This window comes from Bacillus sp. AK128, from assembly GCF_053903075.1.
In genome coordinates, this window is the sequence record NZ_CP096379.1 from 1,771,694 (window position 1) to 1,797,046 (window position 25,353).

21 protein-coding genes are annotated in these 25,353 nt (G+C 35.2%); 15 read left to right on the forward strand and 6 right to left on the reverse strand.

Annotated elements, in window-relative coordinates:
* The first annotated feature begins 63 nt into the window (after positions 1-63).
* Positions 64-837 carry a MerR family transcriptional regulator gene (locus tag M1D60_RS08665; protein WP_456278760.1) on the forward strand — a complete coding sequence of 258 codons (774 nt, stop codon included), beginning with the start codon at positions 64-66 and terminating at the stop codon, positions 835-837.
* 256 nt (positions 838-1,093) lie between these two features.
* Here the strand turns inward: M1D60_RS08665 and M1D60_RS08670 are convergent, their stop codons facing one another.
* Entirely contained in the window at positions 1,094-2,026 is a 933-nt protein-coding gene (locus M1D60_RS08670) for a GNAT family N-acetyltransferase (RefSeq protein WP_456278761.1), read from the reverse strand.
* 985 nt (positions 2,027-3,011) lie between these two features.
* On the opposite strand from M1D60_RS08670, the gene M1D60_RS08675 reads away from it, so the two are divergent.
* From M1D60_RS08675 to M1D60_RS08705, 7 genes are all read left to right on the forward strand, one after another.
* On the forward strand, positions 3,012-5,003 hold the full coding sequence (locus tag M1D60_RS08675) for a methyl-accepting chemotaxis protein (protein WP_456278762.1): 1,992 nt from the start codon (positions 3,012-3,014) through the stop codon (positions 5,001-5,003).
* Positions 5,004-5,206: 203 nt separating this feature from the next.
* Positions 5,207-5,563: a hypothetical protein gene (locus M1D60_RS08680; protein WP_456278763.1), complete on the forward strand. Its 357-nt coding sequence runs from the start codon at positions 5,207-5,209 to the stop codon at positions 5,561-5,563.
* 267 nt (positions 5,564-5,830) lie between these two features.
* Positions 5,831-6,589 (forward strand): Nif3-like dinuclear metal center hexameric protein, encoded by a 759-nt coding sequence (locus M1D60_RS08685; RefSeq protein WP_456278764.1) that lies wholly within the window; start codon positions 5,831-5,833, stop codon positions 6,587-6,589.
* Positions 6,590-6,633: 44 nt separating this feature from the next.
* Positions 6,634-6,843: a hypothetical protein gene (locus M1D60_RS08690; protein ID WP_456278765.1), complete on the forward strand. Its 210-nt coding sequence runs from the start codon at positions 6,634-6,636 to the stop codon at positions 6,841-6,843.
* A gap of 442 nt (positions 6,844-7,285) precedes the next feature.
* Positions 7,286-8,059, forward strand: coding sequence for a GNAT family N-acetyltransferase (locus M1D60_RS08695; protein WP_456278766.1), 774 nt, complete (start codon positions 7,286-7,288; stop codon positions 8,057-8,059).
* A 360-nt stretch (positions 8,060-8,419) separates the two neighbouring features.
* Positions 8,420-9,601, forward strand: coding sequence for an NAD(P)-binding domain-containing protein (locus M1D60_RS08700; RefSeq protein WP_456278767.1), 1,182 nt, complete (start codon positions 8,420-8,422; stop codon positions 9,599-9,601).
* A 39-nt stretch (positions 9,602-9,640) separates the two neighbouring features.
* The gene (locus M1D60_RS08705; protein WP_456278768.1) at positions 9,641-10,837 is read left to right on the forward strand and encodes a GTP-binding protein; all 1,197 of its coding nucleotides are present in this window, start codon (positions 9,641-9,643) and stop codon (positions 10,835-10,837) included.
* 1,124 nt (positions 10,838-11,961) lie between these two features.
* Here M1D60_RS08705 and M1D60_RS08710 read toward each other — a convergent pair.
* From M1D60_RS08710 to M1D60_RS08725, 4 genes are all read right to left on the reverse strand, one after another.
* A complete protein-coding gene (locus tag M1D60_RS08710) occupies positions 11,962-12,153 on the reverse strand; it encodes a DUF4177 domain-containing protein (protein WP_456278769.1) in 192 nt (63 codons plus the stop codon).
* Between the two features lie 179 nt (positions 12,154-12,332).
* Positions 12,333-13,109, reverse strand: coding sequence for a TerC family protein (locus tag M1D60_RS08715; protein ID WP_456278770.1), 777 nt, complete (start codon positions 13,107-13,109; stop codon positions 12,333-12,335).
* 530 nt (positions 13,110-13,639) lie between these two features.
* Positions 13,640-14,035: a sporulation protein gene (locus M1D60_RS08720; protein ID WP_456278771.1), complete on the reverse strand. Its 396-nt coding sequence runs from the start codon at positions 14,033-14,035 to the stop codon at positions 13,640-13,642.
* Positions 14,036-14,046: 11 nt separating this feature from the next.
* Entirely contained in the window at positions 14,047-14,172 is a 126-nt protein-coding gene (locus tag M1D60_RS08725) for an FbpB family small basic protein (RefSeq protein ID WP_456278772.1), read from the reverse strand.
* 560 nt (positions 14,173-14,732) lie between these two features.
* On the opposite strand from M1D60_RS08725, the gene M1D60_RS08730 reads away from it, so the two are divergent.
* Both M1D60_RS08730 and M1D60_RS08735 read left to right on the forward strand, forming a co-directional pair.
* Positions 14,733-15,941: an MFS transporter gene (locus M1D60_RS08730; protein WP_456278773.1), complete on the forward strand. Its 1,209-nt coding sequence runs from the start codon at positions 14,733-14,735 to the stop codon at positions 15,939-15,941.
* Positions 15,942-16,150: 209 nt separating this feature from the next.
* Positions 16,151-17,749 carry an aspartate:alanine exchanger family transporter gene (locus tag M1D60_RS08735; RefSeq protein ID WP_456278774.1) on the forward strand — a complete coding sequence of 533 codons (1,599 nt, stop codon included), beginning with the start codon at positions 16,151-16,153 and terminating at the stop codon, positions 17,747-17,749.
* A 107-nt stretch (positions 17,750-17,856) separates the two neighbouring features.
* Here M1D60_RS08735 and M1D60_RS08740 read toward each other — a convergent pair whose 3' ends face one another.
* Positions 17,857-19,554: a M3 family oligoendopeptidase gene (locus M1D60_RS08740; RefSeq protein ID WP_456278775.1), complete on the reverse strand. Its 1,698-nt coding sequence runs from the start codon at positions 19,552-19,554 to the stop codon at positions 17,857-17,859.
* A 211-nt stretch (positions 19,555-19,765) separates the two neighbouring features.
* Between M1D60_RS08740 and M1D60_RS08745 the strand changes: the two genes are divergently transcribed.
* The 5 genes from M1D60_RS08745 (at position 19,766) to M1D60_RS08765 (ending at position 25,170) form a co-directional block, all read left to right on the forward strand.
* Positions 19,766-20,221 carry a GNAT family N-acetyltransferase gene (locus tag M1D60_RS08745; protein WP_456278776.1) on the forward strand — a complete coding sequence of 152 codons (456 nt, stop codon included), beginning with the start codon at positions 19,766-19,768 and terminating at the stop codon, positions 20,219-20,221.
* 213 nt (positions 20,222-20,434) lie between these two features.
* On the forward strand, positions 20,435-21,805 hold the full coding sequence (locus tag M1D60_RS08750) for an erythromycin esterase family protein (RefSeq protein WP_456278777.1): 1,371 nt from the start codon (positions 20,435-20,437) through the stop codon (positions 21,803-21,805).
* Between the two features lie 319 nt (positions 21,806-22,124).
* Complete coding sequence (locus M1D60_RS08755; protein WP_456278778.1) at positions 22,125-22,397, forward strand: hypothetical protein; 273 nt, start codon at positions 22,125-22,127, stop codon at positions 22,395-22,397.
* The gene (locus tag M1D60_RS08760; protein WP_456278779.1) at positions 22,381-22,674 is read left to right on the forward strand and encodes a type II toxin-antitoxin system RelE/ParE family toxin; all 294 of its coding nucleotides are present in this window, start codon (positions 22,381-22,383) and stop codon (positions 22,672-22,674) included. The genes M1D60_RS08755 and M1D60_RS08760 overlap by 17 nt, the downstream gene beginning before the upstream one ends.
* Positions 22,675-23,310: 636 nt before the next feature.
* Complete coding sequence (locus M1D60_RS08765; protein WP_456278780.1) at positions 23,311-25,170, forward strand: glycoside hydrolase family 3 protein; 1,860 nt, start codon at positions 23,311-23,313, stop codon at positions 25,168-25,170.
* Positions 25,171-25,353: the final 183 nt, after the last annotated feature.

Sequence of the window (25,353 nt, forward strand, 5' to 3'; positions counted from 1 at the left end):
TACTTGAACCTCCAGTTACGTGAGGGGTTAAAATGGAGCTATATCTTAATAGGGGGAATGGTAATGAGCACAAATACTAGCTTTTCTATTGGAGAATTTGCAGAAAAGACAGGAATTTCTATTCGCACGTTGCATTATTATGATGAGATGGGACTATTACGCCCTGAAAAGCATCCGACTTCAGGGCACAGGATTTACAATCATCAAGATTTAATTACTCTTCAAAAAATCATAAGTTTAAAGTTTCTAGGCTATAGCCTTGAAAAAATTACTCATCTGATACATGAACAAAGCTTTACTGTTGATTTAACAGATACATTGTCCCAGCACCTTCAAGCACTAGAAAAAGAAAAAGAACAAATCGAACAATCTATGAAGACTATAAAGAGAGTCATTAAGTTGCTTGAGGATGAAGGGGAAGTAGATAGCACAATACTGTCAAGCCTAATACGTGGGATGCATACAGAACATATTCAACATGAATGGATGGATCGTCATGACTTATCTTATGTGACAGAAGAGTTGTCAAAGAGATCTGATGAGGAAAAAATTGCATTAGATAAGACATTTATTCAGTTTTCAAAAGAAGTAAAGCAATTGGTAGGAACATCTGTAGAGGATCCAAAGGTACAAGAAGTCGTTCGTGCCTATATAGAGACTTCTTTCGCATTTCTTGGTGAGGAATTGATGCAACAGCTTGCAGAAGCTGATGTGGAAGAAATGGATATTCAAGAAATTGAAGGAATCGTACCCTCTCCATTTACTGAAGAAGAACAGCAGTGGTTAAATGAGGCAATGCAATTTTATATGAAGCAGGTAGAAATGGAATCTAATTAGACTCATTATTCTCTCTAATATTTTGAAAATGTTATAGAGGGAAAGAAGATAAATAAATTAAGTACTTTCTTTGCTGGTTTGATTGGATTACACCTTCCAATCCATTTGCATCATTGTTTTGTAGTTAATTAATCAAATTTAAAGTGTTGTGTCAAAGTGAGAGAAAAGGCAGTTGAAATGAATAAGGGGCAGTGGACAAGTATCTTACCCGTTTTTTCTAGTTGGGAAGTTAGGACCTGTCTCATGCCCCTAGACATTAGATGTTTTTTTGAAACAATGCAACTTCGAATATTGGCTTAAATCCTGCTTTTTCATATAGGAGATTTGCTTTTGTTAAACTATTAGAGTCAACCGAAATTAATACTGTTTTATTTCCTCTTTCAAAAGATTCTCTGAAAACTGTATTAATAAGAGTCAATCCAAGTCCATGTTTACGCCAGGGACGTTTTACACCTAATAGGTCTATATATATATCTTTTCCATCAAATATTTTACAAATAATGAATCCAACAAGTTCATTTTCCGCATAAGCCACAAACCATAAACTCTGATCATAGTTAGGTGTGCTTTTCTTCATGATCCACTCTTCATATGATTGTGTAGTAAAATCCCTCGTATCCTTAAAAACTTCTTGGTGAGCTGAATGAAGTAGAATGGCATCAAGTTTGTGTTCATATGGACGTATAATTAATCCATCTGGTATAGAAACAGACTCTGGCATTTCTACCAAATCAATTCGCATTCTTTTATATAGCCTATTAAATTGGTAATCTTTTGATTCCACAAGCTTGATAGCAGCCTTATTGTTTGCAGGAATAACATTATCTAATTTTAGTGACAGGTTATTTGAATCTTTAATTTCTATGGCACGCTTATCAATTAACTCTAATAAATAAGAACCGATTCCTTTGCAATTGTATTGAGGGTGAACATATGCACTTGAGTATAGGCTATCTCCTCCAGAATCCTCAATAAATCCATAACCCACAATTTCCTTTGTGTCAGTTGTTTCGATAATCCATACATTTGTGTGGATGGGAAGCTCGTTCCATAAATCGATTACATCTTGTATCTCTATGTCTGGAAATCCAAATTCATCAACATCCACAGTAGCTACAAAGTCAGTAACTCTATCAGCATCCTCCAACAACGGTGATCTTACTATAAAGTCTTTAAGTATAGGTTTCATAAAGTTATCTCCTTTTCAAAATAAAAAATCGTAAAATATAATTCTACGATTTGAAGTGGAGGAGGTAAAAGCACAGTAAGCTAGGAAAACGATATGATAATAGACGTTCCGCTACAACTTACATGCTTAATCATTTTAAGTAACCCGTAAAAGGTATCCACAAAAATGACATAGTAATCCCGTACTCTTCAAAAAGTAGAGTGGTGTTCTTGTTTAAGTTAACAAGGACATGGGGAATTACTTTTTCATCACCAATGGGGAAACCTCCTTCATATTTGCTACGTTAATTATATGTAAACTATTTCAAAAATGTCAATCGTTTCCTTTTTTTAGCAGTGGTATAAGACTTTCCTATGAACAAGACTGAGAACACTAAACATATGGAATGAGAGTAATAATTTAGTGTGAATTAAAAATATTCAAATAACAATACTGAAATATTAATTCAAATCTTCTAGTAATTTTTGGTAATCCCAAAATTCTTTACGGAATTAGTCCATCACTATAGGATGGGAAGCAATATTTCTGTAACGTGGTTTTGTCCTTTTTTGTTTGGGAAGTAAGATGTGAATGTCATTACAAACGTTATTATAGCAGCGATTTATTCGTTTCAAAATAAAATATAAACTGCAAAAAAATAATACAAACAAGGTGACTTCTCTTCCGTATTTTGGTTTAATGGACTTTAAAAATTCACTTTTTTGACAATGGCAAGAAGTGTTTACAAAGATGAACGATGATAGTACTATCATAATAGTAATATAGTAACAAACGATTAAAACTTAATAGTTTATTTGGCAAATGATCTCAAAAGATGGGACGCAAAACTAAAGGGGCTCCATTTTTTTCTTCTAAAAGAGAGAGTGGTTTTTTGTTACTTTAAAGAGCCATCCATTGTCTTTTTACTTTAGTTCGGTAACTTGTTAAAGTGATAAAACCAAATGGACGATTACTATTTTGATAACAACAGGAGAGAGTTAGACACATGAAGAGTATTAAAACAAAATTAGTCGTTTCTTTTTCAATTTTAATTTTAGTCATTTCACTATCATTAAGTTATTTTATTCTCCAGAGAGCAAGTGATTCTATTCTGAGTGAAGCTGAAGAGGGATTACAGGCAATTTCAGCTGAAGGAGCGCGCTTGGCAGAGAGTAGAATACAAACCCAACAACAAGCATTACAAATGTTGGCTGGTACTGAAGCTATCATAAGCATGAATTGGGACCAACAACAGCCATTTTTAAAACGGCAATTAGAAAAAACCAATTTTTTAGGACTGGCCGTTGTTAGTAAAGATGGTGTCGCTCGATACCAGGATGGTACAACAGCAAACATAGGAAATGAACCATATATAAAGAAGGCTCTTAGTGGAGAGGCGAATATTTCCGATTTATTTTTTAGTACTGTAACGGGTCAACCAGAAATCGTGTACGCTGTCCCTATTGAAAATAATCAAGGAGAAATTGTAGGTGCTCTTATTGGGCAAAGGGATGGAAATGCGCTGAGTGCCCTTACAAATGCAATGAAGTATGGTGAACAAGGTTACGCTTATATGATTAATGCTAGTGGAACTGTTGTTGCCCATAAAAATACAGATATGGTATTAGATCAGTTCAATCCAATTGAAGATGCAAAAGAAGATAAAAATTTACAGATTGTTGCTGACTTATTCAATAGAATTCTTCAAGAAAAAAGTGGTGTAGGTAATTATGTTTTTAAAGGAAACCATTTATATGCAGGTTATGCCCCAGTTTTAGGTTCTGAATGGATCTTAGTTATTACAGCCGATGAAACTGAAGTATTAGATGCTATTCCAGATCTTCAGAACAAAATCATGCTTGTCACTCTTATTATTTTAGTAGTGAGTATTTCAATTACTTATATAATAGGCAGTTCAATTACGAGACCTATTATAAGCATTAGTAAATACTCAAAGAAATTAGCAAATCTTGATATTCGAGAGGATGTTCCAGATTCACTTATTCGAAAAAAAGATGAAGTTGGTAGTTTAGCAAAAACATTGCAAACGATCACCAATAATTTGAGAGAGATTATTAATGAGATAAGTCAATCATCGGAGCAAGTATCTGCATCATCTGAAGAACTTACAGCTAACTCACAGCAATCAGCAAGTGCTGCTGAAGAAGTAGCAAGAGCAGTTGCAGAAATAGCAAATAGCGCATCAAATCAAGCTCGAAGTACAGGAGAAGGATCTTCTAAGGCGGTCTTCTTAGGTGAGACCGTAGAAAAGGATCAACAATATGTAAAAGAGCTAAATCAAGCATCACAGCGAGTATCTAAAGTTGTGGATGAGGGATTAGTAGAAATAGATAAGTTAACAACAATTGCTGGAGAAAGTAATATTGCAACAAAAGAGGTTCAGGAAGGAATCTTAAAAACCAATGAAAGTGCTAAAAAGATCGAGGAAGCAAGTAGTGTAATTGCATCTATCGCCGAGCAGACAAATCTATTAGCGCTTAATGCTGCGATTGAAGCAGCTCGAGCTGGTGAAGCAGGAAAAGGGTTTTCAGTGGTAGCAGATGAAATTAGAAAGTTAGCAGAACAATCGACTGCCTCTACGAAAACAATTAATTCAGTTGTTAACGAATTACAGCATAATTCTAAGATAGCTGTTGAAATAATGGAGAAGATGTCTGTCATTTTTCAAGAGCAAGCCAATAGCATCATGGCTAGCAAAGAAAAATATGGTTCAATCAACAAAGCTATGAAGGAATCAAGTGAAACTGTCCAAAAGCTAATAGAGTCAAGTAAAGATATGGAAGCAGTGAAGGATTCTATCATCATCACACTAGAAAGTCTATCTGCGATTGCAGAAGAAAATTCAGCGTCAACAGAGGAAGTGTCGGCATCAATCGAGGAACAGACAGCTTCAATTGAAGAAACGTCTAGAGCAAGTGAAGAGCTGTCCCGTTTAGCACAAGACTTACAATCTGTTATCGCAAAATTTAAGATATAATGTATAGATTCAAGAGGCACTCAGTGATGGGTGCCTTTTATCATGTAAAAATTTAGCTTGGTTTGTACTAATTTGTGATTTACTTAATTTATGAAATCTAACGTGAAATAGATTATTACACATTAAAAGGTATCTAATTCGGTTGACTTTATGAAAGAATGTACATAAAAGATTCTTATAAACTTATTAAGGGAGCAGGTAAAATGTCATTGGAGATTATTTTTATATACAACGCTAAAAGTGGTATTTGGAATGGAATTCTTGATAGTCTTCATAAACGAGTTTCGCCTGAAACCTATCCGTGTGAGCTATGTCAGCTAACTTATGGACTAATTTCAATGAACAGAGAGTGGAAGAACTTTCTGCAGACTCTTCCATATAAAGTTACGTTTCTACATCTTGATGAGCTTCAAAGTGACTTCCCAAAAGTTAAATTTCCTGCTGTATTTTTAAAGGGAATCGAAGGTTATGAATTACTTATTAGTAAGGAAGAGATGAGAAGCTGTAAAGATATAGGAGATCTCATAATATTAATGAACTTAAAATTAGCAGATTTGTAGAATTTATATGAAATGCCTATGTTAAAGTAGAATATTGATTTTTAGCAGAGTTGATTGAGTGTCCTGTAACGAAAATCAACAACAATGTTTAACACAGCTTTTGAAATAAAGACTGAGCCTAAATAGGTTAACTATAAATTGGCCTTCTGAATCTTTAACTAAACTTAAGGTTAACGGGTTTTCAATTGGATATTTATGTTAAATTATAATTACAAGAAGAATAACAGAATTGGATACAAAGCATGGTGAATTAGAGGAGGTAAATATATGGATGTGTCATATATAGTTGAAAGAATTAATGATCTTTTTAATGTAACAAGTAAAGAAATCTATTCAAGTGAATCTGGGATTACATACCAAGCAAAAAAGAAAGTTAAAAAAATCGGATACTGTGTAAACCTAACTCTTGATACTATAGAGGAAGCAAGAAGTCATGGGGTTGATATGATGGTGACACATCACGATGCATGGGATGAAATATATGGATTAAAAGAGGCATGCATAGAAAAACTAGAAGAGTATGGTATAAGTCACTACTATAATCACTTGCCACTTGATGACTGTAACTTTGGCACAAATGATAGTTTACTAAAAAAGTTGGATTTACAGATTGTTAAAAGAACCCATGAATGGGAAGGGTTATATTTTGGTAGAATCGCAGAATATGATCATGAAATTGAGTTTCAAGAATTAGTAAAAATTCTTGAAACTCTACTTGAAGAGCCAGTAAAATCATGGAGGTTTAATGATAAAAAGGTGAAGCGAGTGGGATTAGTCTGTGGTAATGGAGCGCCAACCACTTGCCTTAAGGAAGCAGTTGAAAATATGTGTGATGTATACATAACAGGCGAATGTAATTTGTATACGATTCAATATGCTAAGTTTAAAGGGATCAATCTAATAATTGGAAGTCATACTTTTATAGAATTTTTTGGAATTCAAAGTTTAGCATTGAAATTAAGTGAAAACATAAAAGAACTTGAGCTAGTGAAGCTTGATGAAGAGCATTATGAAGCGAATTTATAAAAAGAAATACTTTGAGGCTTTTGGGATTTGGGAGGAATTAAACATTGGTAAATAGAAACGTTCAAAAAATTATATGGTTTGCACTTGCGATACTAGGTTTAGGAAGTGGAGCAATGACTTTAACTATTTATAAACAGAGCACATTATCAGTTTTGGCTGGTACTATACAAATATTAGGCGGAATTATTCTTTTAACAGTTACGTATATGGCCTTCAAGAAAAAGGACGAGAGTCGTTCTATTTCAAACAAATAGAAACTATTGAAAAAATAGAGTAAGTAGTAAAAACAATGAAAGCTAAGTAAATAGTCAAGGCTACGTTATGAAAAAGTATTAATCACAGGATAGAGCGTTTAGAAGGATGCTGGATGTTTGTGAATGGGTCTATACACTTGGATTCGCAAACCAAATCGCACCTAAAATAACATAATGACAATAACTGTTGTTAACGCACTAATTAATACGTTAGTTGGTATGTCATTTCCTTTAGTAATTTTAAAAGAGCCATCAATTAATTGTAATTTAAAGTTAAAATAAACATAGAGTTGTGAAGGTTTGTTTTTAAATGAAGCAGGATTGTTTAATATGATATCAATGTTAAAATTTAAAAAAACTCAATATTTTCCATTACTCATGTAATTACTATGGTAGTATGGTTTAGTAAAATGAATTTACTTTTAGGGAAAGTAGGAATTTAATGATTTATGAAGCAGATTTCAATGTAAGGCAAAAATTAGTACCTATGTTTGAAAAGATTGATAGCTCTATTTTACTTTCATATCTCCAAGGACATATGGGGACTGCTTGGGTGGACGACCTTGAGAATCCAACAGTTGCTCAGATAACTGTGGGGATTTTTGTGTTTTATGCTGGGAATCCCAATGCCAAGGAAGCCGAAGAATTACTCTTCAATCTTCCAGAATTTACTCTTGCAATTGTTGATTCTGATGTATGGAAAAAACGTTTAGAAACAGTTCATATCTACAATATTGAGAAGTTTCAACGATATAGGTTTAAAAAGAATCCCGAACATTTGGACAGAACGCATATAGAGAACCTAATGTCTTCGTTACCAAAAGGCTATGAACTTATGAGAGTTGATAAAAATATAGCACAATCATCATCTTTCAATGAACTTTCAGAAGATTTCACAAGTCAATTTAATTCTATTGATGACTTTGTTAATAGAGGGTTAGGTTATGCTATTTTAAACGAAGGAAAAGTTGTTTCAGCGGCAACATCATTTAGTATATATGACGAAGGGATTGAGATTGAAGTTGCTAGTCACCCAGTCCATAGAAGGAAAGGTTTAGCGACAATCGTAGCCTCTGCCTTAATATTAGATTGTATTGATAGAGGAAAGTACCCTAGTTGGGATGGAGCGAATTTTGAATCTGTTGAATTAGCTAAAAAGCTGGGTTATGTATTTAAAGAATCGTATGATACATATTTTATTGATAATAATAAATAGCTATTATGTGATAAATCCACTTTAAGATAGGAAATAGGAAACTAAAAACGCTTGATTTCAAGCGTTTTTAGTTTCCTATTTCCTATTCTAATTAAGGTGCTAAAAGGTCAACCTTTACAAATTTATATTCATACATTATGAAAACCGCCTGTTTATGAAAAAATTTATTATATGGATGAAGCACAGTAATAGTTGCGACGGATGTTGTAAAAGTAAATTCCCCAGAAATTAAACGAGTGTTTTCAAATCAGATTCTTGGACCAAATCCTTTATTAAAATAAATATAATGAACTTGAATTTATTTAAGATATTATATACAATATAAATCGTAATAATTACGATTTAAAAAAGGGGATTAACATGTTTGATTGGATAATTGTGGGGGGCGGGATTCACGGCTGTACAATTGCTACATATTTATTAAAGAGTGGTGTGGCACAGGTAGAAGATCTCTTAATTATTGATCCAAATGAAAGGCTGTTATTTAACTGGCAATGTAATACGGACCGAATAGGAATGGAATATTTACGCTCTCCTGGAGTTCATCATATTGATGTAAAGTCATTTAGTTTAGAGAGGTTTGGTAAACAGTTAGGAGATAGAAAATGTTTTTATGGTCATTACAAACGACCATCTCTCGACCTATTTAATGAACATTGCATGAATGTGATAAGAGAAACGAGATTGAATCAAGCATTTTACCAAGGAAAAGTGGTGAGTCTTAAACGACATGGCCAAAGTTGGAATGTTCATACAAACAAGGGGACTTATTTCTCTGGGAAAAGAGTCATTGTTGCAATTAGTACTAGTGGAGAGCCGGTACTACCTGAGTGGGCAAAGACGATAAAGGGAGACGCATCAAATCATTTACATCATATTTATGATCAAACTGATTTAAGCTTAACGAATCTTAACATACCAATTGTTGTCGTTGGAGGAGGGATTTCAGCAGTTCATACAGTTATTAAGTTATCTAGTCTTTACCCAGGAAAGGTTTCATTGCTAAAACGTCATCCGTTTCGAGTCCATGATTTTGACAGTGATCCAGGCTGGCTTGGCCCCAAAAATATGAATGCTTTTAAGAAGATTAATGATTACAATGAACGAAGACGGATGATCCAAAACGCACGTCATCGAGGCTCCATCCCAAATGAACTTCACCTTAAAATACGTAAGTTAGTAAAGGAAAGAATGTTATTTATTGTAGATGGAGAAGTAAACAGCTTATCCACCTCTCATTATAAATACAATTTTTTATTACATCTTAATGACGGCCAGCAAGTAATGAAAGCTAACTCCCTCATTTTAGCGACTGGATTTCAATCAACATTGCTAGAACAAAGCTGGCTAAAGCAATTAATAGTTGACGAAAATCTGAGCTGTGCTAACTGTGGTTTTCCAATCATCAATGAAAATCTAGAATGGTGTCCTCATTTATATGTTACTGGTCCTCTAGCAGAGTTAGAAATAGGACCCGTATCAAGAAATATATCAGGAGCTAGAAGAGCAGCTGAAAGGATTGTTTCTACCTATACCTATTAAATCGTAATGATACTTATTATCAAAATCGGAGGATAGAAAATGATTAATAAAATTCCAGTAACAGTTCTAAGTGGATATCTAGGTTCTGGAAAAACAACCTTACTTAACCACATTTTAGCTAACAAAGAAGATAAAAAGATTGCTGTAATTGTAAATGACATGAGTGAGGTGAATGTTGATGCGGCATTAGTAAAACAAGGCGGGTTTACAAGAACAGAGGAAAAGCTAGTTGAACTCCAAAATGGTTGTATTTGTTGTACCCTCCGTGAAGATTTAATGATTGAAGTGGAGAGGTTAGTTAAAGCCAGTGATATTGATTATATTGTAATTGAATCGACTGGAATATCAGAGCCAATTCCAGTTGCACAAACTTTTACGTACATAGACGAAGAGCTTAATATAAATCTTTCGGAATATTGTAGACTAGATACTATGGTAACAGTTGTGGATGGAAACCGATTCTGGGATGACTTTGCTTCTGGTGATAGCCTGTTAGATCGAAAAGAAGCCACTGATGTGACAGATACCCGAGATGTTGTTGATTTGATAATCGACCAAATTGAATTTGCAAATGTGATTCTACTAAATAAGGTTGATTTAATAAAAAAAGAGGATCGCCAAGAGCTACATGCTGTATTACAAAAGCTAAATCCTCATGCCAAGGTTATTGATACAATTCAATCAAAGATCGACTTAGGTGAAATATTAAATACATATCTTTTTGACTTTGAAGAGGCTAGTAATGGTGCTGGATGGATTAAAGAGCTAAATGAAGAGCATACTCCAGAAACCGAAGAGTATGGTATAAGTTCTTTTGTTTATCGAAGGAAAAAGCCATTTCATCCTGAGCGATGGAAAAGATGGTTAGAGACATGGCCGGTAGACGTAGTTCGAGCAAAAGGGCTATTTTGGTTAGCTTCAAGAAATGATATCGCTGGTCTATTGTCTCAAGCTGGAACATCTATCATTATCCAAGGAGCTGGAGAATGGGTTGCAGCTTATTCTAAAGAGGAGAAAAATTATATATTACAAGAAGAGCCTGAACTTTTAAAGAAATGGGACGACAAATATGGAGACCGTATGACAGAGTTAGTTATGATCGGTATAGATATGAACCATCAAGAAATTTCTGATTTGCTTGATGAATGTTTGTTAGCGGATAAAGAAATGGAAGAAGACTGGTCAACATTTAAAGATGAATTACCAGCATTATATATGGCGGGACATACCAGTTAGTCCTCTTTACTTAATTTCTTGATATTGTTCAATTGGAGCTGGGTTTAGATAAAGGTTTGTGAGATGACAATCCTTCTTTATGGAGAGAAAAAGGATTATCATCAAAAAGTTAAATAATCCTTTTTTAGAAAGGTCCAAATAATCCACGTCTAAATCCGCGTACATATCCTGGTACAAATCCAGTTCTATATCCAAGTCTATAACCACGACGGTATATTGGAAGTGGACGAACAAAACGAGGTCCGAAAAAATGGCATTAAAATCCCTCCCTTCTAACTTGTCATAGTTTATGAAATGAAAAAGTTATTCGTATAGGTTAGGGACTAGTTTTGATTAGATATTAAAATCCATGGAATTGCTTTCCTGATTTTGTTAAATACGCACTAAAGAGAGGTAACCCATAAGGTATTCTAACTATGGATTACCTCTTGTTTTTCTAGTTAACAAAAAATTACGGGATTTTTTCTTGAAATCTATAGATCAAGTGGAATGGTGGACTAAAGTGATTATTAAGGGTCTAAATAACTAGTACATTTAGTTGAAAGCAATAAAAGAAAAGCGTGTAGTTCTGTTAATTTAACATTCTCTAACACCAAACTATTATTTTATATGGTGTAGATTGAGAAGGGATACTTTTTGTGGAAGGTCCATAGCTTACAATTAAATTTCGGTTTGAAGGGTTGACCATTAGTAGAACATATGAGAAATCATCTATGGAAAAGGGTTTAAGTTTTAAATTTTGAAAATTTCTACTTTTCAAGCTTAAATAATTCCTCCAAAACTACATTTATAAGTAAGTGTTTATATACTTCAATAGAAACAGGACAGTAACCTTCTATGAGATTAAAAATGTTTTTTAGGAACGTGGGAGAGTGGTTATCCTTGAAAACAACTTACATTAGTTACTTCGTAAAGATAAAGGTCAATGCTCTTCTATAATACAGATTGTGAGACCTCTCACTTAAGGTAACGTTCAATAAGAACATAAAAGCAAAAAACGCTTGGACACAAACTCCAATCGTTTTTGTTTTCTATTTCAAATGCTAACTAGGTGTTAAAATACCTGTTTGGTATGTTATTTCACTCGTTTTTTTACGTTTTCCCCACAGTATTGGAACCGTTTACTATGAATCAAAGGACCTTTCAAAGATAATTTCAAAATATGCGGCAGAACCATATCCTCTAGTAGCAGGTGCAAATATTTGGACAAATCTCCAACCATCCTTTGCATGGTTAACAATAACATCTTGATAATCCTCTTTTGGCTTACTGTTCCAATTACTAAGGTCCACCTTCACAAATTTATATTCATACATGATGAAATCCTCCTGTTTATGATTTATTTATTATACGGATGAAGCACTGCAATAGTTTCAAAGAATGTTGTAAAAGTAGCGTTGCCAATATAAACATAACAAGTTACTGTGGAAAATTAAAAAACCTGAATCCGGTATACCAGACTCAGGTCTAACAAGTTGCTTTAATATTAATGTTACTATACTGCCGGTGTGTTTTCTTCTTTTTTCTCTTTTGATAAGAACCAACCAGCTGCGGCAATTAGGATAAGAACTACATAGAATGTAACCTTCCATTCAGGTGATTTCGCAAAACCAACTGGTAAAATAGCAAGGTCAGGATGAGATAACGTAAATACAGCTAGCTTAACTCCAACCCATCCTACTATAACAAATGCAGCGATTTCCAATCCTGGTCTCTTTTGAAGTAATGTTACAAAGTAATTAGCGGCAAATCGCATGATAATTAATCCCATTAATCCACCTGCAAAAATGACAAGGAATTTCCCACCATCTAGTCCTCCGATTTTTGGGAGATTTGTATTTGGTAATGTAACAGCTAATGCAACTGCTGCAAGGATCGAATCAACTGCGAAAGCAATATCAGCTAACTCAACTTTAAATACAGTCATCCAGAATCCAGACTTTTTCTTTTCTTTTACTAGACCAGCTTTTTTCTTTTCTCTATTAACCAATATCTTTCTGAAAATATGATTTAAAGCTATGAATAAGAGGTATAGTGCACCTAGTGCTTGAACCTGCCATACATCAACAAGGAACGAGATCGCAAACAGTGAACCGAAACGGAAAACAAAGGCACCTACAAGCCCATAGAACAACGCTTTCTTTCTTTGCTCTTCTGGAAGATGCTTAACCATAATTGCAAGCACAAGTGCGTTATCAGCTGCCAATAATCCTTCTATTGCGATTAATAAAAGTAGTACCCAAGCATATTCTATTAAAATTGAAAATTCCATTTATAAACTCCCCCTTAATAATGAACCAATTAATCTGTTAGAAAGGATATAGGGTTAAATTAAATATCCTGCAAAGATTACTCAAAAATTGTTGATTTTATCCTCTTAGTAAAAGGCTGTTTTCGTAATGATTGTTGCTATGTGAATTGCTTTTGTTAGAACATTGAGTTGATTGGAGCGGAAGGCACTCGACTCCTACAAGGAAAAAGGAAAGAGCTTTTTCTTTGGAGATAGAGGGAAGCGTGAGACCCCGCAGGCGAAGCTTGTCTAGTTGCAGTGCCTAGCTCCTCGAGGTCAAATAACCCTTCTAGAATAAAAGGGAAAGGCACCCTTTTTTTTCTAGAAGGAACATTTGCTTGTCGGAGCTAAACGAGGCACTTACACTTTTCTAGTGAGGAGGCTCACGTCCCTCCCCGTGGAAAGCGAGTGACTGTAGCGGAAATCAACGGACTCAATATTAATTTATTTTTTGTTAAAATAGCAACAAAGTATGCGAAAACAGCCTAGTAAAAAGAATCTATTACTCTAGTTTAGACAATCCTTATAAGGTCTTGATCTCTACTTTCTACTCCTTTATTAAACGTAAGCTTTGTATGAAAACGATATGATATCTCATCAGATGAAACGGGAACATCATTCGGTAATATAAAAGTAAATGGAAATTCATTTTCTTCGGTTGAGTTAATTAGTTTTTTTGTGAGTATTGTTGTGAAGTCAATAACCTTTTCATTCTTTTTAGTCTGGTTAACTAATACCAAATCACTGTCAATACGAGTAATTTGCTGACCAATTGTCCCACCTACAATTTTAAAATATCCTTTAATTCTTTCTCCTGGACTATATGTTTCTTTTGGTAAAACAAGATCGATCCTTGCTGAACCGACTCCTAATAGAGACATGTATTTCCTTAGTATCAACCATTCCACCTCCTAAGAAATTATTTGAAGCTAATTATTTTTTGCTCAACGCGCTTTTCAATCTTTTCAACTTGAACCTTATCTTTTAATAGCTCTTCTTTGTTCTTCTTTACTAACTCCATAAAATTAACCTTAGTTTTTCTCATCTTTATCTTCTCTCCTTTTTTAATGATCATTTTGAAACATCAGGATAAATTGGGTGAAAATACAGGAATAATATTGGTAACTGATCACTTCGTGCACAAAAAAAACCTTTACCAAGAATGGTAAAGGTTTAATAAACATAAAATAGACCTTTACCGATATATGGTAAGGTCTTGCTAACAACATAAGTTGCCAATAAAGCCGAGAACTATTGTTCCGCAATGACGACTTTATTGTAAAAGCTACTCCCCTTAGGAGATAATATTTAACTGTTAGGATAATATTATGTTAAAGTTATGATTCTGTCAATTATAATTTTTTTATCTGATCTTTTTAATATTTATTAAAAGTAGATGGGTCTCTAGGTCGTTATTTGGGTTTCCTGCAGGATAGAACCTAGTAAACTGGAACAGTCCTAAATTATGAGGAATTCAAAGAACACCGAGGTCGATTAAAGACATAACTTAAAAGAATCTAAATATACCAATGAGTAGTTTGTGATTCACCCCGGAGTACAAAAGTACATCTTAAGTAAGTACAGTGAGGAGATAATGTAGTAAACATGACAATATTACTTTTGGTTATTATTTATTTAGCGTTTATTAGTTTAGGTTTACCAGATTCAATATTGGGAGCTGCTTGGCCTGTCATGCAACGGGACTTTGGAGCTTCCCTTGATACTGCAGGGTTACTTTTCATGACCATTGCAGGGGGAACGATTGTTTCAAGCTTATTTAGTGGTAAAGTAATAAAGCGGTTTGGAACTGGAATGGTCACATTTTTTAGTGGCTTAATAACAGCAAGTGCTTTATTAGGCTTTTATTTTGCTCCAACCATTCTTTGGTTAGTTGTATGGGCTATACTTCTTGGAGTAGGTGCAGGAGCTGTTGATGCAGCATTAAATAATTATGTTGCGATCCATTATAAAGCACATCATATGAGCTGGTTACATAGTTTTTGGGGCGTTGGAGCCACCTTAGGTCCTATTATTATGGCACAGTTTATCTCAGGGCAACATGCTTGGAGAAACGGATATCTTACAATCTCAATCATTCAGTTCGTGTTGGCAGCTATTCTTCTATTCTCATTACCCTTGTGGAATAAAATAACGAAGAACAATCAAACCAAGTTAAATGAGACTTCAGAGGACATCCCAATTCAGTCTGGTCATGAAAATACCGAACAAGTAAAGCCATTGCAAATAAGAGGAGTAAAGCTATCAATGCTGACCTTTCTTTTTTATTGTGGGGTTGAAACAACAATAGGGCTATGGGGGAGCAGCTTTCTTGTAAATGTTAAGGAATTACCTGCGGTGACAGCGGCACAGTGGGTGTCATTCTACTGGGGAGGACTAACGGTTGGTAGATTTCTAACTGGATTTCTTATGTTCAAGATCGGCAGTCGTATGCTAATTCGATTGGGTCAAATAATAGCACTAGTTGGATCTTTACTTCTATTGCTTCCATTGTCGTCGACAATTTCTCTTGTTGGTTTTATCATGATTGGACTTGGATTTGCACCAATTTTCCCATGTATGTTACATGAAACACCGTCACGTTTTGGGAAAACTCATTCCCAAACTATTATGGGCTATCAAATGGCTGTAGCTTATACAGGTGGTACCTTTCTGCCACCTCTTCTTGGTATCATTGCGTCGAATACAACAATTGGAATCTTCCCGTTTTTTGTCATGGTATATATTGCGGCTATGCTTCTCACCTCAGAACGATTAAATACTCTACTAAGCAAAAGGGATGTAGTGTCTAATTAAAGAGTTTTAAATAATAATAACAGCTACTGATTCTTCATGGATCAGTAGCTGTTTGTTTTTGTTGCTTAAGAAGGAAAAGGTATAAAACTCAACCTGTTTCAAGCTATTAGATAAACTTAATTCAATTATCACCTTATGATTCTTACCTAAGAAGCCATACTACATAATGCACAATTTAGCTGCTAAGGTAAAAACTGGGGGTATTTAGAATGAGGTGGATGGAAGGGTTCTTAGAGGAACCACTGTTTTTGTTATTTTTCATTCTATTTTTAGGATCATGGATTGGCCAAATAAAGGTCAAAGGCCTTAGTCTTGGCTCAGCTGGAATCCTTCTCTTTGCAATGGTTTTTGGCCATTTTGGCTATCAGGTATCCCCAATTGTTCAAAACTTTGGGCTAAGTTTATTTGTTGTAGCAATAGGACTTCAGGCTGGACCACGTTTCTTTAGGATGATTCGTACGAGTGGAATGATATTTGGACTTATAAGTATTCTAATTGTTTTAATAGCTGCTATAACAACAGTTATTGTTTCAAAAATATTTAATCTTTCGGAAGCGTTAAGTATTGGAATCATGACAGGAGCATTAACAAGTACACCCGGCCTTGCAGCAGCGCTTCAGGCAACTAATGATCCCAATGCATCAGTTGGTTATGGGATTGCTTACCCCTTTGGTGTAATCGCAGTAGTCCTTTTTGTTCAACTATTGCCACGTGTATTAAAGGTAGATGTGTATAAGGATTTGCAACAGAAAATGAACCCCATTAAAAATGAAGAATCACCAGAAATGATATCAATTGAAGTGACGAACCCAACAATTAACAAAAAGACCTTGCAGGAGCTAAAACTCCATGAAAATTACTCGGTTGTGATTAGTCGTGTAATCCGAGGCAAGCGTAGTATCATTGCTCTGAGTGACACGGTTCTATTAAAGGGGGATCGGCTTGTCACGATTGGTAATAGAACAGAACTAGAAAAATTTTGTAAATATGCAGGGAGAGAAGTGCCGTCTGACTTGCAAAATGTTGATCATATTAAGCTACGAAAAGTAGTAGTCGATTCGTATGACATGATCGGTAAAAACATCAAGGAACTTAATCTTAGAAGAAACTATGGAGTAACCGTAACACGAATTGAACGCGCCGGTATAGAATATAGCCAAAACACTAGAATGCGTCTTGAACGTGGTGACGTTTTAACTGTAGTAAGTAGTGAGGACCGACTAAATGATGTTGAGAATCTATTCACTCGAAATAAGTTGACGGTTACTAATGTCCATATCCTTTCACTCAGTATCATTCTATTATTGGGAATTTTGTTAGGCATGGTTCCAATTCATATACCTGGTTTAGGAACACTTACGTTAGGAGTTGCTGGAGGACCATTGTTTGTTGCTCTAATCATAGGGCATTTTGGGAAACTAGGTCCAATTAAAGCAAGATACTATCAGCCTTCTAATCAAGTTATTGGTGATATAGGTCTCGCCTTATTTTTAGCAGGAGCTGGTACAACAGCGGGACAAGGTATTGTTACTGTGATTCAAACTGAGGGAATCCGTTTAATTCTGGCTGGGGCTATTATTACCATTGTCCCCATTTTTATAGGATTTCTTATTGCTAGAAAGATCTTTCACTTAAGCATGATTCATGCACTCGGTGCCCTTTGTGGTGGAATGACAAGTACACCTGGATTAGGAGCGGTTAATCAATTGATTGAGTCAGAGGATCCAGCAATTGCATATGCAGCAGCATACCCATTTGCCCTTATTTTAGTAGCGGTAGTATCTCAGTTATTACTCTTCTTTTTATAACCTTGGTCGCAAATGATGAGTAAAGCAAAAGGCACAACTAGTTCTTCTCACTAGCTGTGCCTTCAAAAAGAAATTTTTATCAGAATCCGTGCCTGATTTCCACTTTGTTAATGAATGTCTTGAATGACTTTCTCCAGGAATTCACCCATTCGCTTAACAGCCGGCTCTGTAAAATCAAAACTTACGCCAGTTTCTTCATAAACAGCTGCAATGGATTGGTTGTAGTCCGCACTTGCACCTTTTTTAAAGGATTCAACAGCTTTCTCTGGGTTTTTCTGATAGTTTTCCAGTAATTGTAGGGCACCAAGCATTGAAATTGAGTACTCAATATTATAGAAAGGAACTTGGAAGTAATGAAGGGTTCCTGCCCAGCTCATTCCAACTTCTTCCTCAAGCCCAGTAGTATCAACTGGATTTAAACCATAACGTTTTGAAATTTCATAATATTTTTCATCACGCTCTTTAGCGGTGTGATTAGGATTCGTATACATCCAATGCTGGAAGAGATCCCCTGCCAATGGGCCGTATAACATGGTAAATGCACGTCTTAGCTCTTCACGCTGTGCGCTCTTAAAATCTTCTTCCTCTGGGTAAAAACGATCCAGCTTATCCAATAAAAGCAATTCCATCCCATGAGAATACAGCTCAGCAATTTCCATACGCTGTTGGTAGTCTTCAATAGGGCCGTGTTCGGTAAACTCGAGGTACCCATTCACCGCATGACCCATTTCATGAATTAATGCGATTAAAGAGAAAAAGGATGGACTAAAGTTCGCAAAAACAAAGGTATCCCCTGAAACTGGTAGTGAGGTACAGAAACCTCCAGGGCTTTTTCCTTTACGATCTCCAAGATCTAGTAACCCATTTTCTCTCATATAATCAAAACGGTCTGCAAAATAAGGGTCAGTCTTACCTAGCATCTCTGAAACTCCATCCATAAGAGTAGAAACCTCAGCGTATGGTGGATTTTTCATCAATTTAGCGGTGTTATCCCAAGGGCGATAAGTATCGACACCAAGCTTAGACTGAAATACCTCAGCCAGTCGATTCCAAGCTGGAATAATATGCTTCTCTACATTTTCATGAAAGTCATAACAATCCTGGACACTATATTCACGGTTTTTCACCACAAACATATAATCACGATAATTTTCAAACCCTGCATTTAAAGCAATTTGATGTCGTAGCTGAACGAGCTCGTCCATGATTGCATCCATATCAGGCTTAATTTGACGATGGGCTGACATCATTGCGTGATAAGCTTTTTCTCGCACGTCTCTGTCTAGATGGTCAAGTTTAGATTGGATAAACGGAAAAGGCTTTTCCTCTCCTTCCCATTCAACCGTTAAACCTCCCATGATTTCACTATACTTCGTATTAAGTTCTTGTTCTTTTACCATTAATGGAATGTTTTCTTCTCTAAACAATTTAACTTTGGACTCGCGAACACGTCGCATTAAGCCGTAACGTTTTTCATCTAATTGTTGTAAATATGGAGACTCACAGAATTTCTCATTTAGTTTTGCTTCATATTTCATTAATAGTGGTTGGATAACTTGCTGATCATGAAGATAAGTCGACTTAATATCTGGATCCTCTGTGTTTCGGTAGAAGTCGACTAGATGACCTGTTGTCGCCTCTGTGATTTTAATCATTAAATTCTTTTCTTCTTTTAACCACTTTTCTAGGTCGGAAACAGATTCAATCGGAATATCAAGTAAACGTTGAATTTGAGCTTCTAAACCTATTACATCTTGCAAATCAATTAATTCTTTATAATATGTATGACCTAAATCTTTTGTCATGAATCATTCACTTCCCCTTTTTAATGATCTCACTATTATATTATCGAATCCTAGTTCTTAAATCTAGTTTTTTGAAAGAGGATGGAGTAGTGAACAAAGAGAGAACTGATTTACAAATAGTACCAACTGGATTATCATAAAAACTATATAATCAGTTTATTAGGAATGCTGATATAGGTATAACTTAGTAATGGTAGAAGGTGGACTGTAAATGACAACAGTAAGTGTAAGAGACTTATCTTTAAATAATTTCTATAAATGTATAAATCTAAAGCTAAGAGAAGAACAGGAAAAACAAGTTGTTTCAAATTTATATTCGATTGGTGAGTCAAAGGTTAATCCGTGTTATACACCTTATGTTATATATCTAGGTGAAGAAGTAATTGGGTTTGTAATGACAGATTATGACCCATCCTTGGAGGATCAGAATAAGTACTGGGTTCCACGTATGATGATTGACCATCGTTTTCAAGGAAAAGGGTATGGAAAGGAAGCAATGGAGATTGTTATAGAGAGACTGAGTGTAAACGAAGATTGTAAATATATTAGATTATCAACTGAACCAACAAATATTAATGCTATAAAGTTTTATGAATCAATAGGGTTTAAAAATACGGGTGAATTATTAGAAGAATCAGAGGTTATTTTAGAATTTAGCGTTCTATAATGCAGTATGCTCGATTGTTTACATTTCCTTTATTAAAGGCTGTAATTCTAGTTTAGAAGGCTACTGATCCTAAAAGGATTAGTGGCTTTTTTTGTGGATATGTTTAGTTCAATAAGGAGGATTTTATTTCCTATTAAAGAATATCTAGTTAATAAAAATTTCAGTTTCCTTAAATTAAGTTTGTTGAGAAAGGAGAGGTTTACAATTCGAAACTTGAAATGTTTATTCTTATTATTCTTGATATCATTATTGCTTCTAGGCTGTACGACCGAACCTGAATTATCAGACGAAAATATGACTGTAAAAGAAATTGATGGTGAACCTGAAGAAGATGAGAACATATATAAGGAGTATTTTAACGAGTATGGGTTTCCAATTGATTTAGGAAAAGCTCAGAATTTCGACTTCTTAAAGGATCTACTTAAAGATAAAAAGTATCTATTTCTGGGTGAAAATGGTCACAGTATTGCAGAATTTAATCAAGTTAAGACTGAGCTAATTCCGTATCTGCACGAGGAACTAGATTTTGATGTGTTGGTATTTGAAACAGGCTTCCCCGAAGCGAATATCGCATACTCCGCAGCAAAAGATCTCTCTTATCATACTCTAATGAAATATTCAGTTTGGGCTACTTGGCATAGTGATGCTACTCTTCAACTCTTTAAATATATAAGTGATCAAGCACAAACAGATGATCCATTAATATTGACGGGTTTAGATATTACTAGCTTCACTTCAGAATACGCAGGTACAAATTTAACAGAATATGAACTAGGATCGTTCTTACAAGAATGGTTTCTACCCATTAACTCAGATATGGCTGCATTAGTGAAAGATACAGAAGAAAAATATGCACAAACCTCTTATCTTACTAGTCAGGAAGAACGAGAAGAACTAACTCAGAAATATAAACAGGTTCTACAATTTGTTGAAGAACAAAAAGAGAGTCTTCTAGAAACTTACCCTAATAGCCAAGATATGATTCCAACATTAATAGAATCTATTAAGCATAGGGTGTGGGTCTTACAAGAAGTTTATGATGAAGGATATTTGGATTTAACAGAATACACCAATGATTATCAGAAAAATATAAGTTTACGAGATCATGCAGCTCTAGAACAATTCATTCAGCTCACTGAAGAGAGGTATCCAGATAAGAAGATATTATTCTGGTATCATAACTACCATATTATGAAAGATGCAAATAAGATTAACATGGTGGATCAAGACCTAAAAACAATGTATGAGCCTATGCCAGAATATTTAGGGACCATTCTTCCAGATTCTATAAAAGAACAGAGCTACGTATTGGGATTATTTATGGATTCAGGTTCTATCGTTTCTGATGGACAAAGGTATAGTATTCCGCCAAAGGAGAAAAGTACGGATTTGGAATGGATTCTGAAGCAAAATGAAGATCATGCATTTTGGGTTGACCTTAGCAATGAAAGGACCAGACCTGAATGGTTAAATGAGACATTAAGTACCTATGAAGAAGGTTTTTTTGAGTATAAGCTCAATCCAAGTGAACAGTATGATGGGTTATTATTTATTGAAACTGTTAGTCCTACTATTTACAGATAGAACTCTTAAAATAGATACTATTCAAGGGAGAACATTAATTAAACATACAGAGAAACCTATTTCCAGTGAACCGTCAGTTCACGACTATATTCCAAATGGAATATCAATTATTACCAGTACCCTCATTCCTAATGTTAGGAGGTTCTCGTGGGGTGAAATGAGCAGTTTATTCTGAAATGTTTAAGTAACATAAACAAGTTTGACCTGGATTTAATCGTAAGGATTTTTGAGAGTATTGGATGCCAAGTTAATAATGTATTACTTTTGAATAGAATTCTTTTAGAGAAATTTGATATAATTAAACTGAGGTGAAATCTAAATGAATTCAATGAGTGATCAGGCAAAACAAGAATTATTCAGTGCTCTAAATGGAAGAGAGTCAGGTGTTTTTGTTATGAATGGTAAATTAGTATCTGTTGAAGTAGAAGGTGATTCAGAAAGAATAGAGCATACTTTAGATTCTGATTTAGCACAAGAAATTGAAGAATATCCTGAACTTAAAGATTCATTGACTAGGTATTTAGACAACCCAGATATGAAAAGGTATTCTGGAAGAGAGCTGAAATCTAAGCGTAATGGAAAGAGAAAATAAAAAGCCTTATACTGTTCTTTTTACAGAGGAATTTGAATTTTGTTTAGATAAAATTCAAAATTTCTTTTCTGAGCAAGGAGAAGAGACTTTAAACTGGTGGTACGTTAAAGAAGATGAAATAATTGATTATATTGATAATAACCTTTCTGGTAATCCTTTCATAGGTCAATTAGTTGAAAGAGGAAGCTTTAAAGGGCTAAGAAGATTAATATACGGTAAAAGTAGACATAAAATGTTAAACTATATCATTTACTATACAGTACATGAAAATGAATGATGGATATATTGATGTAATTACCATATTACCTTCAAGAACTGAAAGAAAGCGTATAAAGAGATAATGTAAAGGTTGTTGCTAATATAAAGTGACCACCTTTTTTATATCTTAAAAAAACAGTGACTTTCTTAAGCAAAAGGGTGCACTTCATAATAAGCGAAATCAGAGATCAGCAGCTGCTGGTCTCATTTAATAAACCATTGGGAGGTGTTAAATTTAATGTTGAACATCCAATAACACTTTGGATTTATATAGCCTATTACTGTTTATCAATATACTTTTGTTATAAGATCGAAGTATTCTTTTTAGAGAAAACACGCTCTTATATAAAGAGTCTTTCAAGTAGCTACCTGTTTAGTTTTTTCTTTTGTGTTATTGGAGTAATTATATGGATTATTCTTTGGTTCCCATGTAGCAAAACAATAATTTTAAAACTCTACTCAATAAATTGAGCAGGGTTTTTCTTTGTTCTACCCTTATAATGGAGGTTTTAAGTCAAGAAGATAACCCATTTTTTTATAGACTTATGTCGCTATATTTTGCTACTAAAGGGACAAACTGGGTGGTAATAGTCATCAACCTCCTCCTAACCAGAAAAGTGGTACAATAGTGAAAGCGAATACACTTTATAGGGGGATGATGAACGTGACTGCTAAGCGTGTGGTCTATATAGTAATAGCTGTTGCTATAGTACTTGCTGTTTTTCTAGTACTAGCTTTGAACAAGGACGAAGTAAATGGACTGAGCGGAGGAGAGGAGCCGGATAGTGATGCAATATACAAGAATTCTTCCGCTCAAGTAGAAGACCGTGTAATAGATCTACTAACAAGAATGACATTGGAGGAAAAAATCGGTCAGATGGTCCAGCCAGAGCGGGCTGCTGTAAAGCCAGGTGACATTACTACATATGGGATAGGATCGGTCTTAAGTGGTGGAGGCTCTGTACCAGAAAAGAATACACCTGAAGGCTGGGCGGATATGGTGGATGACTATCAACATGGCGCACTGAATACGAGACTTGGCATACCTATTATTTATGGTATTGATGCCGTCCATGGGCATAACAACGTTAAAGATGCGACAATATTCCCACATAATATTGGTTTAGGTGCTGCTAATGATGTGGAGTTAATGAGGAACATTGGTAGCGCAACAGCAAAAGAAGTACGTGCGACAGGGATTAGTTATACTTTTGCACCATGTTTATGTGTACCGCAAAATATTCGTTGGGGTCGTACGTATGAAGGGTATAGTGAGGATCCAAAACAGGTGGCAACACTCGGAACTGCCATCGTAGAAGGGCTACAAGGCATGCCATCAGATCGTGACTTTCTCAAAGGGGAAAACGTTGCTTCTAGTATTAAACATTTTGTAGGTGATGGTCTTACTTTAAATGGAATTGACCAAGGAAATGTGACTGAATACTCAGAGGAAGAGCTTGGGGTTTATATTCAGCCTTTTAAGGAAGCGATTGACGCTGGTGCTAGAACGGTAATGGTTACTTTTAGTAGTATTAATGGGTTGAAAACTCATGGAGATTATCACATGATTACCGAGGTGCTTAAAGGCGAGCTTGGATTTACCGGATTTGTTATTTCGGATTACAATGGTCCACAGCAAATAGTACCAAATGATTTTAAAGAATCTATTAAGCAAAGTATTAATGCTGGAATCGATTTGTTTATGATACCTACCGACTGGAAGCAGTTTCTGTCTGTAACTAAACAATTAGTAGAAGAGGAAGAGGTATCCATCGAAAGAATTGACGATGCCGTAACGAGAATTTTACGTGTCAAATTTGAAAACGGGTTGTTTGAAGAACCGTTAGCCAATCGAGATTTAGTTGCTGAAGGTGTTGGGCAAGCAGAACATCGTGCGCTTGCTCGTGAAGCTGTCCGAAAATCTCAGGTATTATTAAAAAATGAAAATGATACACTGCCATTATCAAAGGAATCCGATATAGTTGTTGTGGGTAGAAAGTCAAATAATATCGGAATTCAATCAGGTGGCTGGACGATGCAGTGGCAAGGGTCCACAGACGCTAATCTAACTGAAGGAACTACTATTTTTGAAGGAATCGCCCAAGCCGGCACTGCCGTTTCATACAGCGAGGATGGTTTGGATGCTGCAAAGCATGACGTGGCAATCGTTGTTGTGGGTGAAGAGCCCTATGCAGAATACGAAGGAGACCGCGAGAATTTAGTACTCAGTGAGGAAGATTTGCAGTTACTAGAGACGGTCAAAGATTCTGGTACTCCGATGGTGGTCTTGCTTTTATCCGGGAGACCTATGATCATTACAGACGAAATGAATGATTGGGACGGGTTCGTTGCGTCATGGCTTCCAGGTTCAGAGGGAGCAGGTGTAGCGGACGTCTTATTTGGAGACTATCCTTTCACCGGAAAACTTTCATACACTTGGCCAAGAAATATGGATCAAGTGAATCAACATGATAAAGAAGATCCATTATTTCCATTTGGTTATGGATTAGAGTGATAGGTTTGTGAAAATGCTGCAGTGACAATGTCGCTGTGGCTTTTTTTTTGTAAAAAATATGCAGCCTCTTTTTTAGGCCTCTTCTAAAAGTAGGGATCGCCTATGTTTATAGGATGGATTTTTTGCTTATGAAAATTTTCAGCAAGAAAATTACCAAACATTTCTAAACAGCAAATTTAGGGA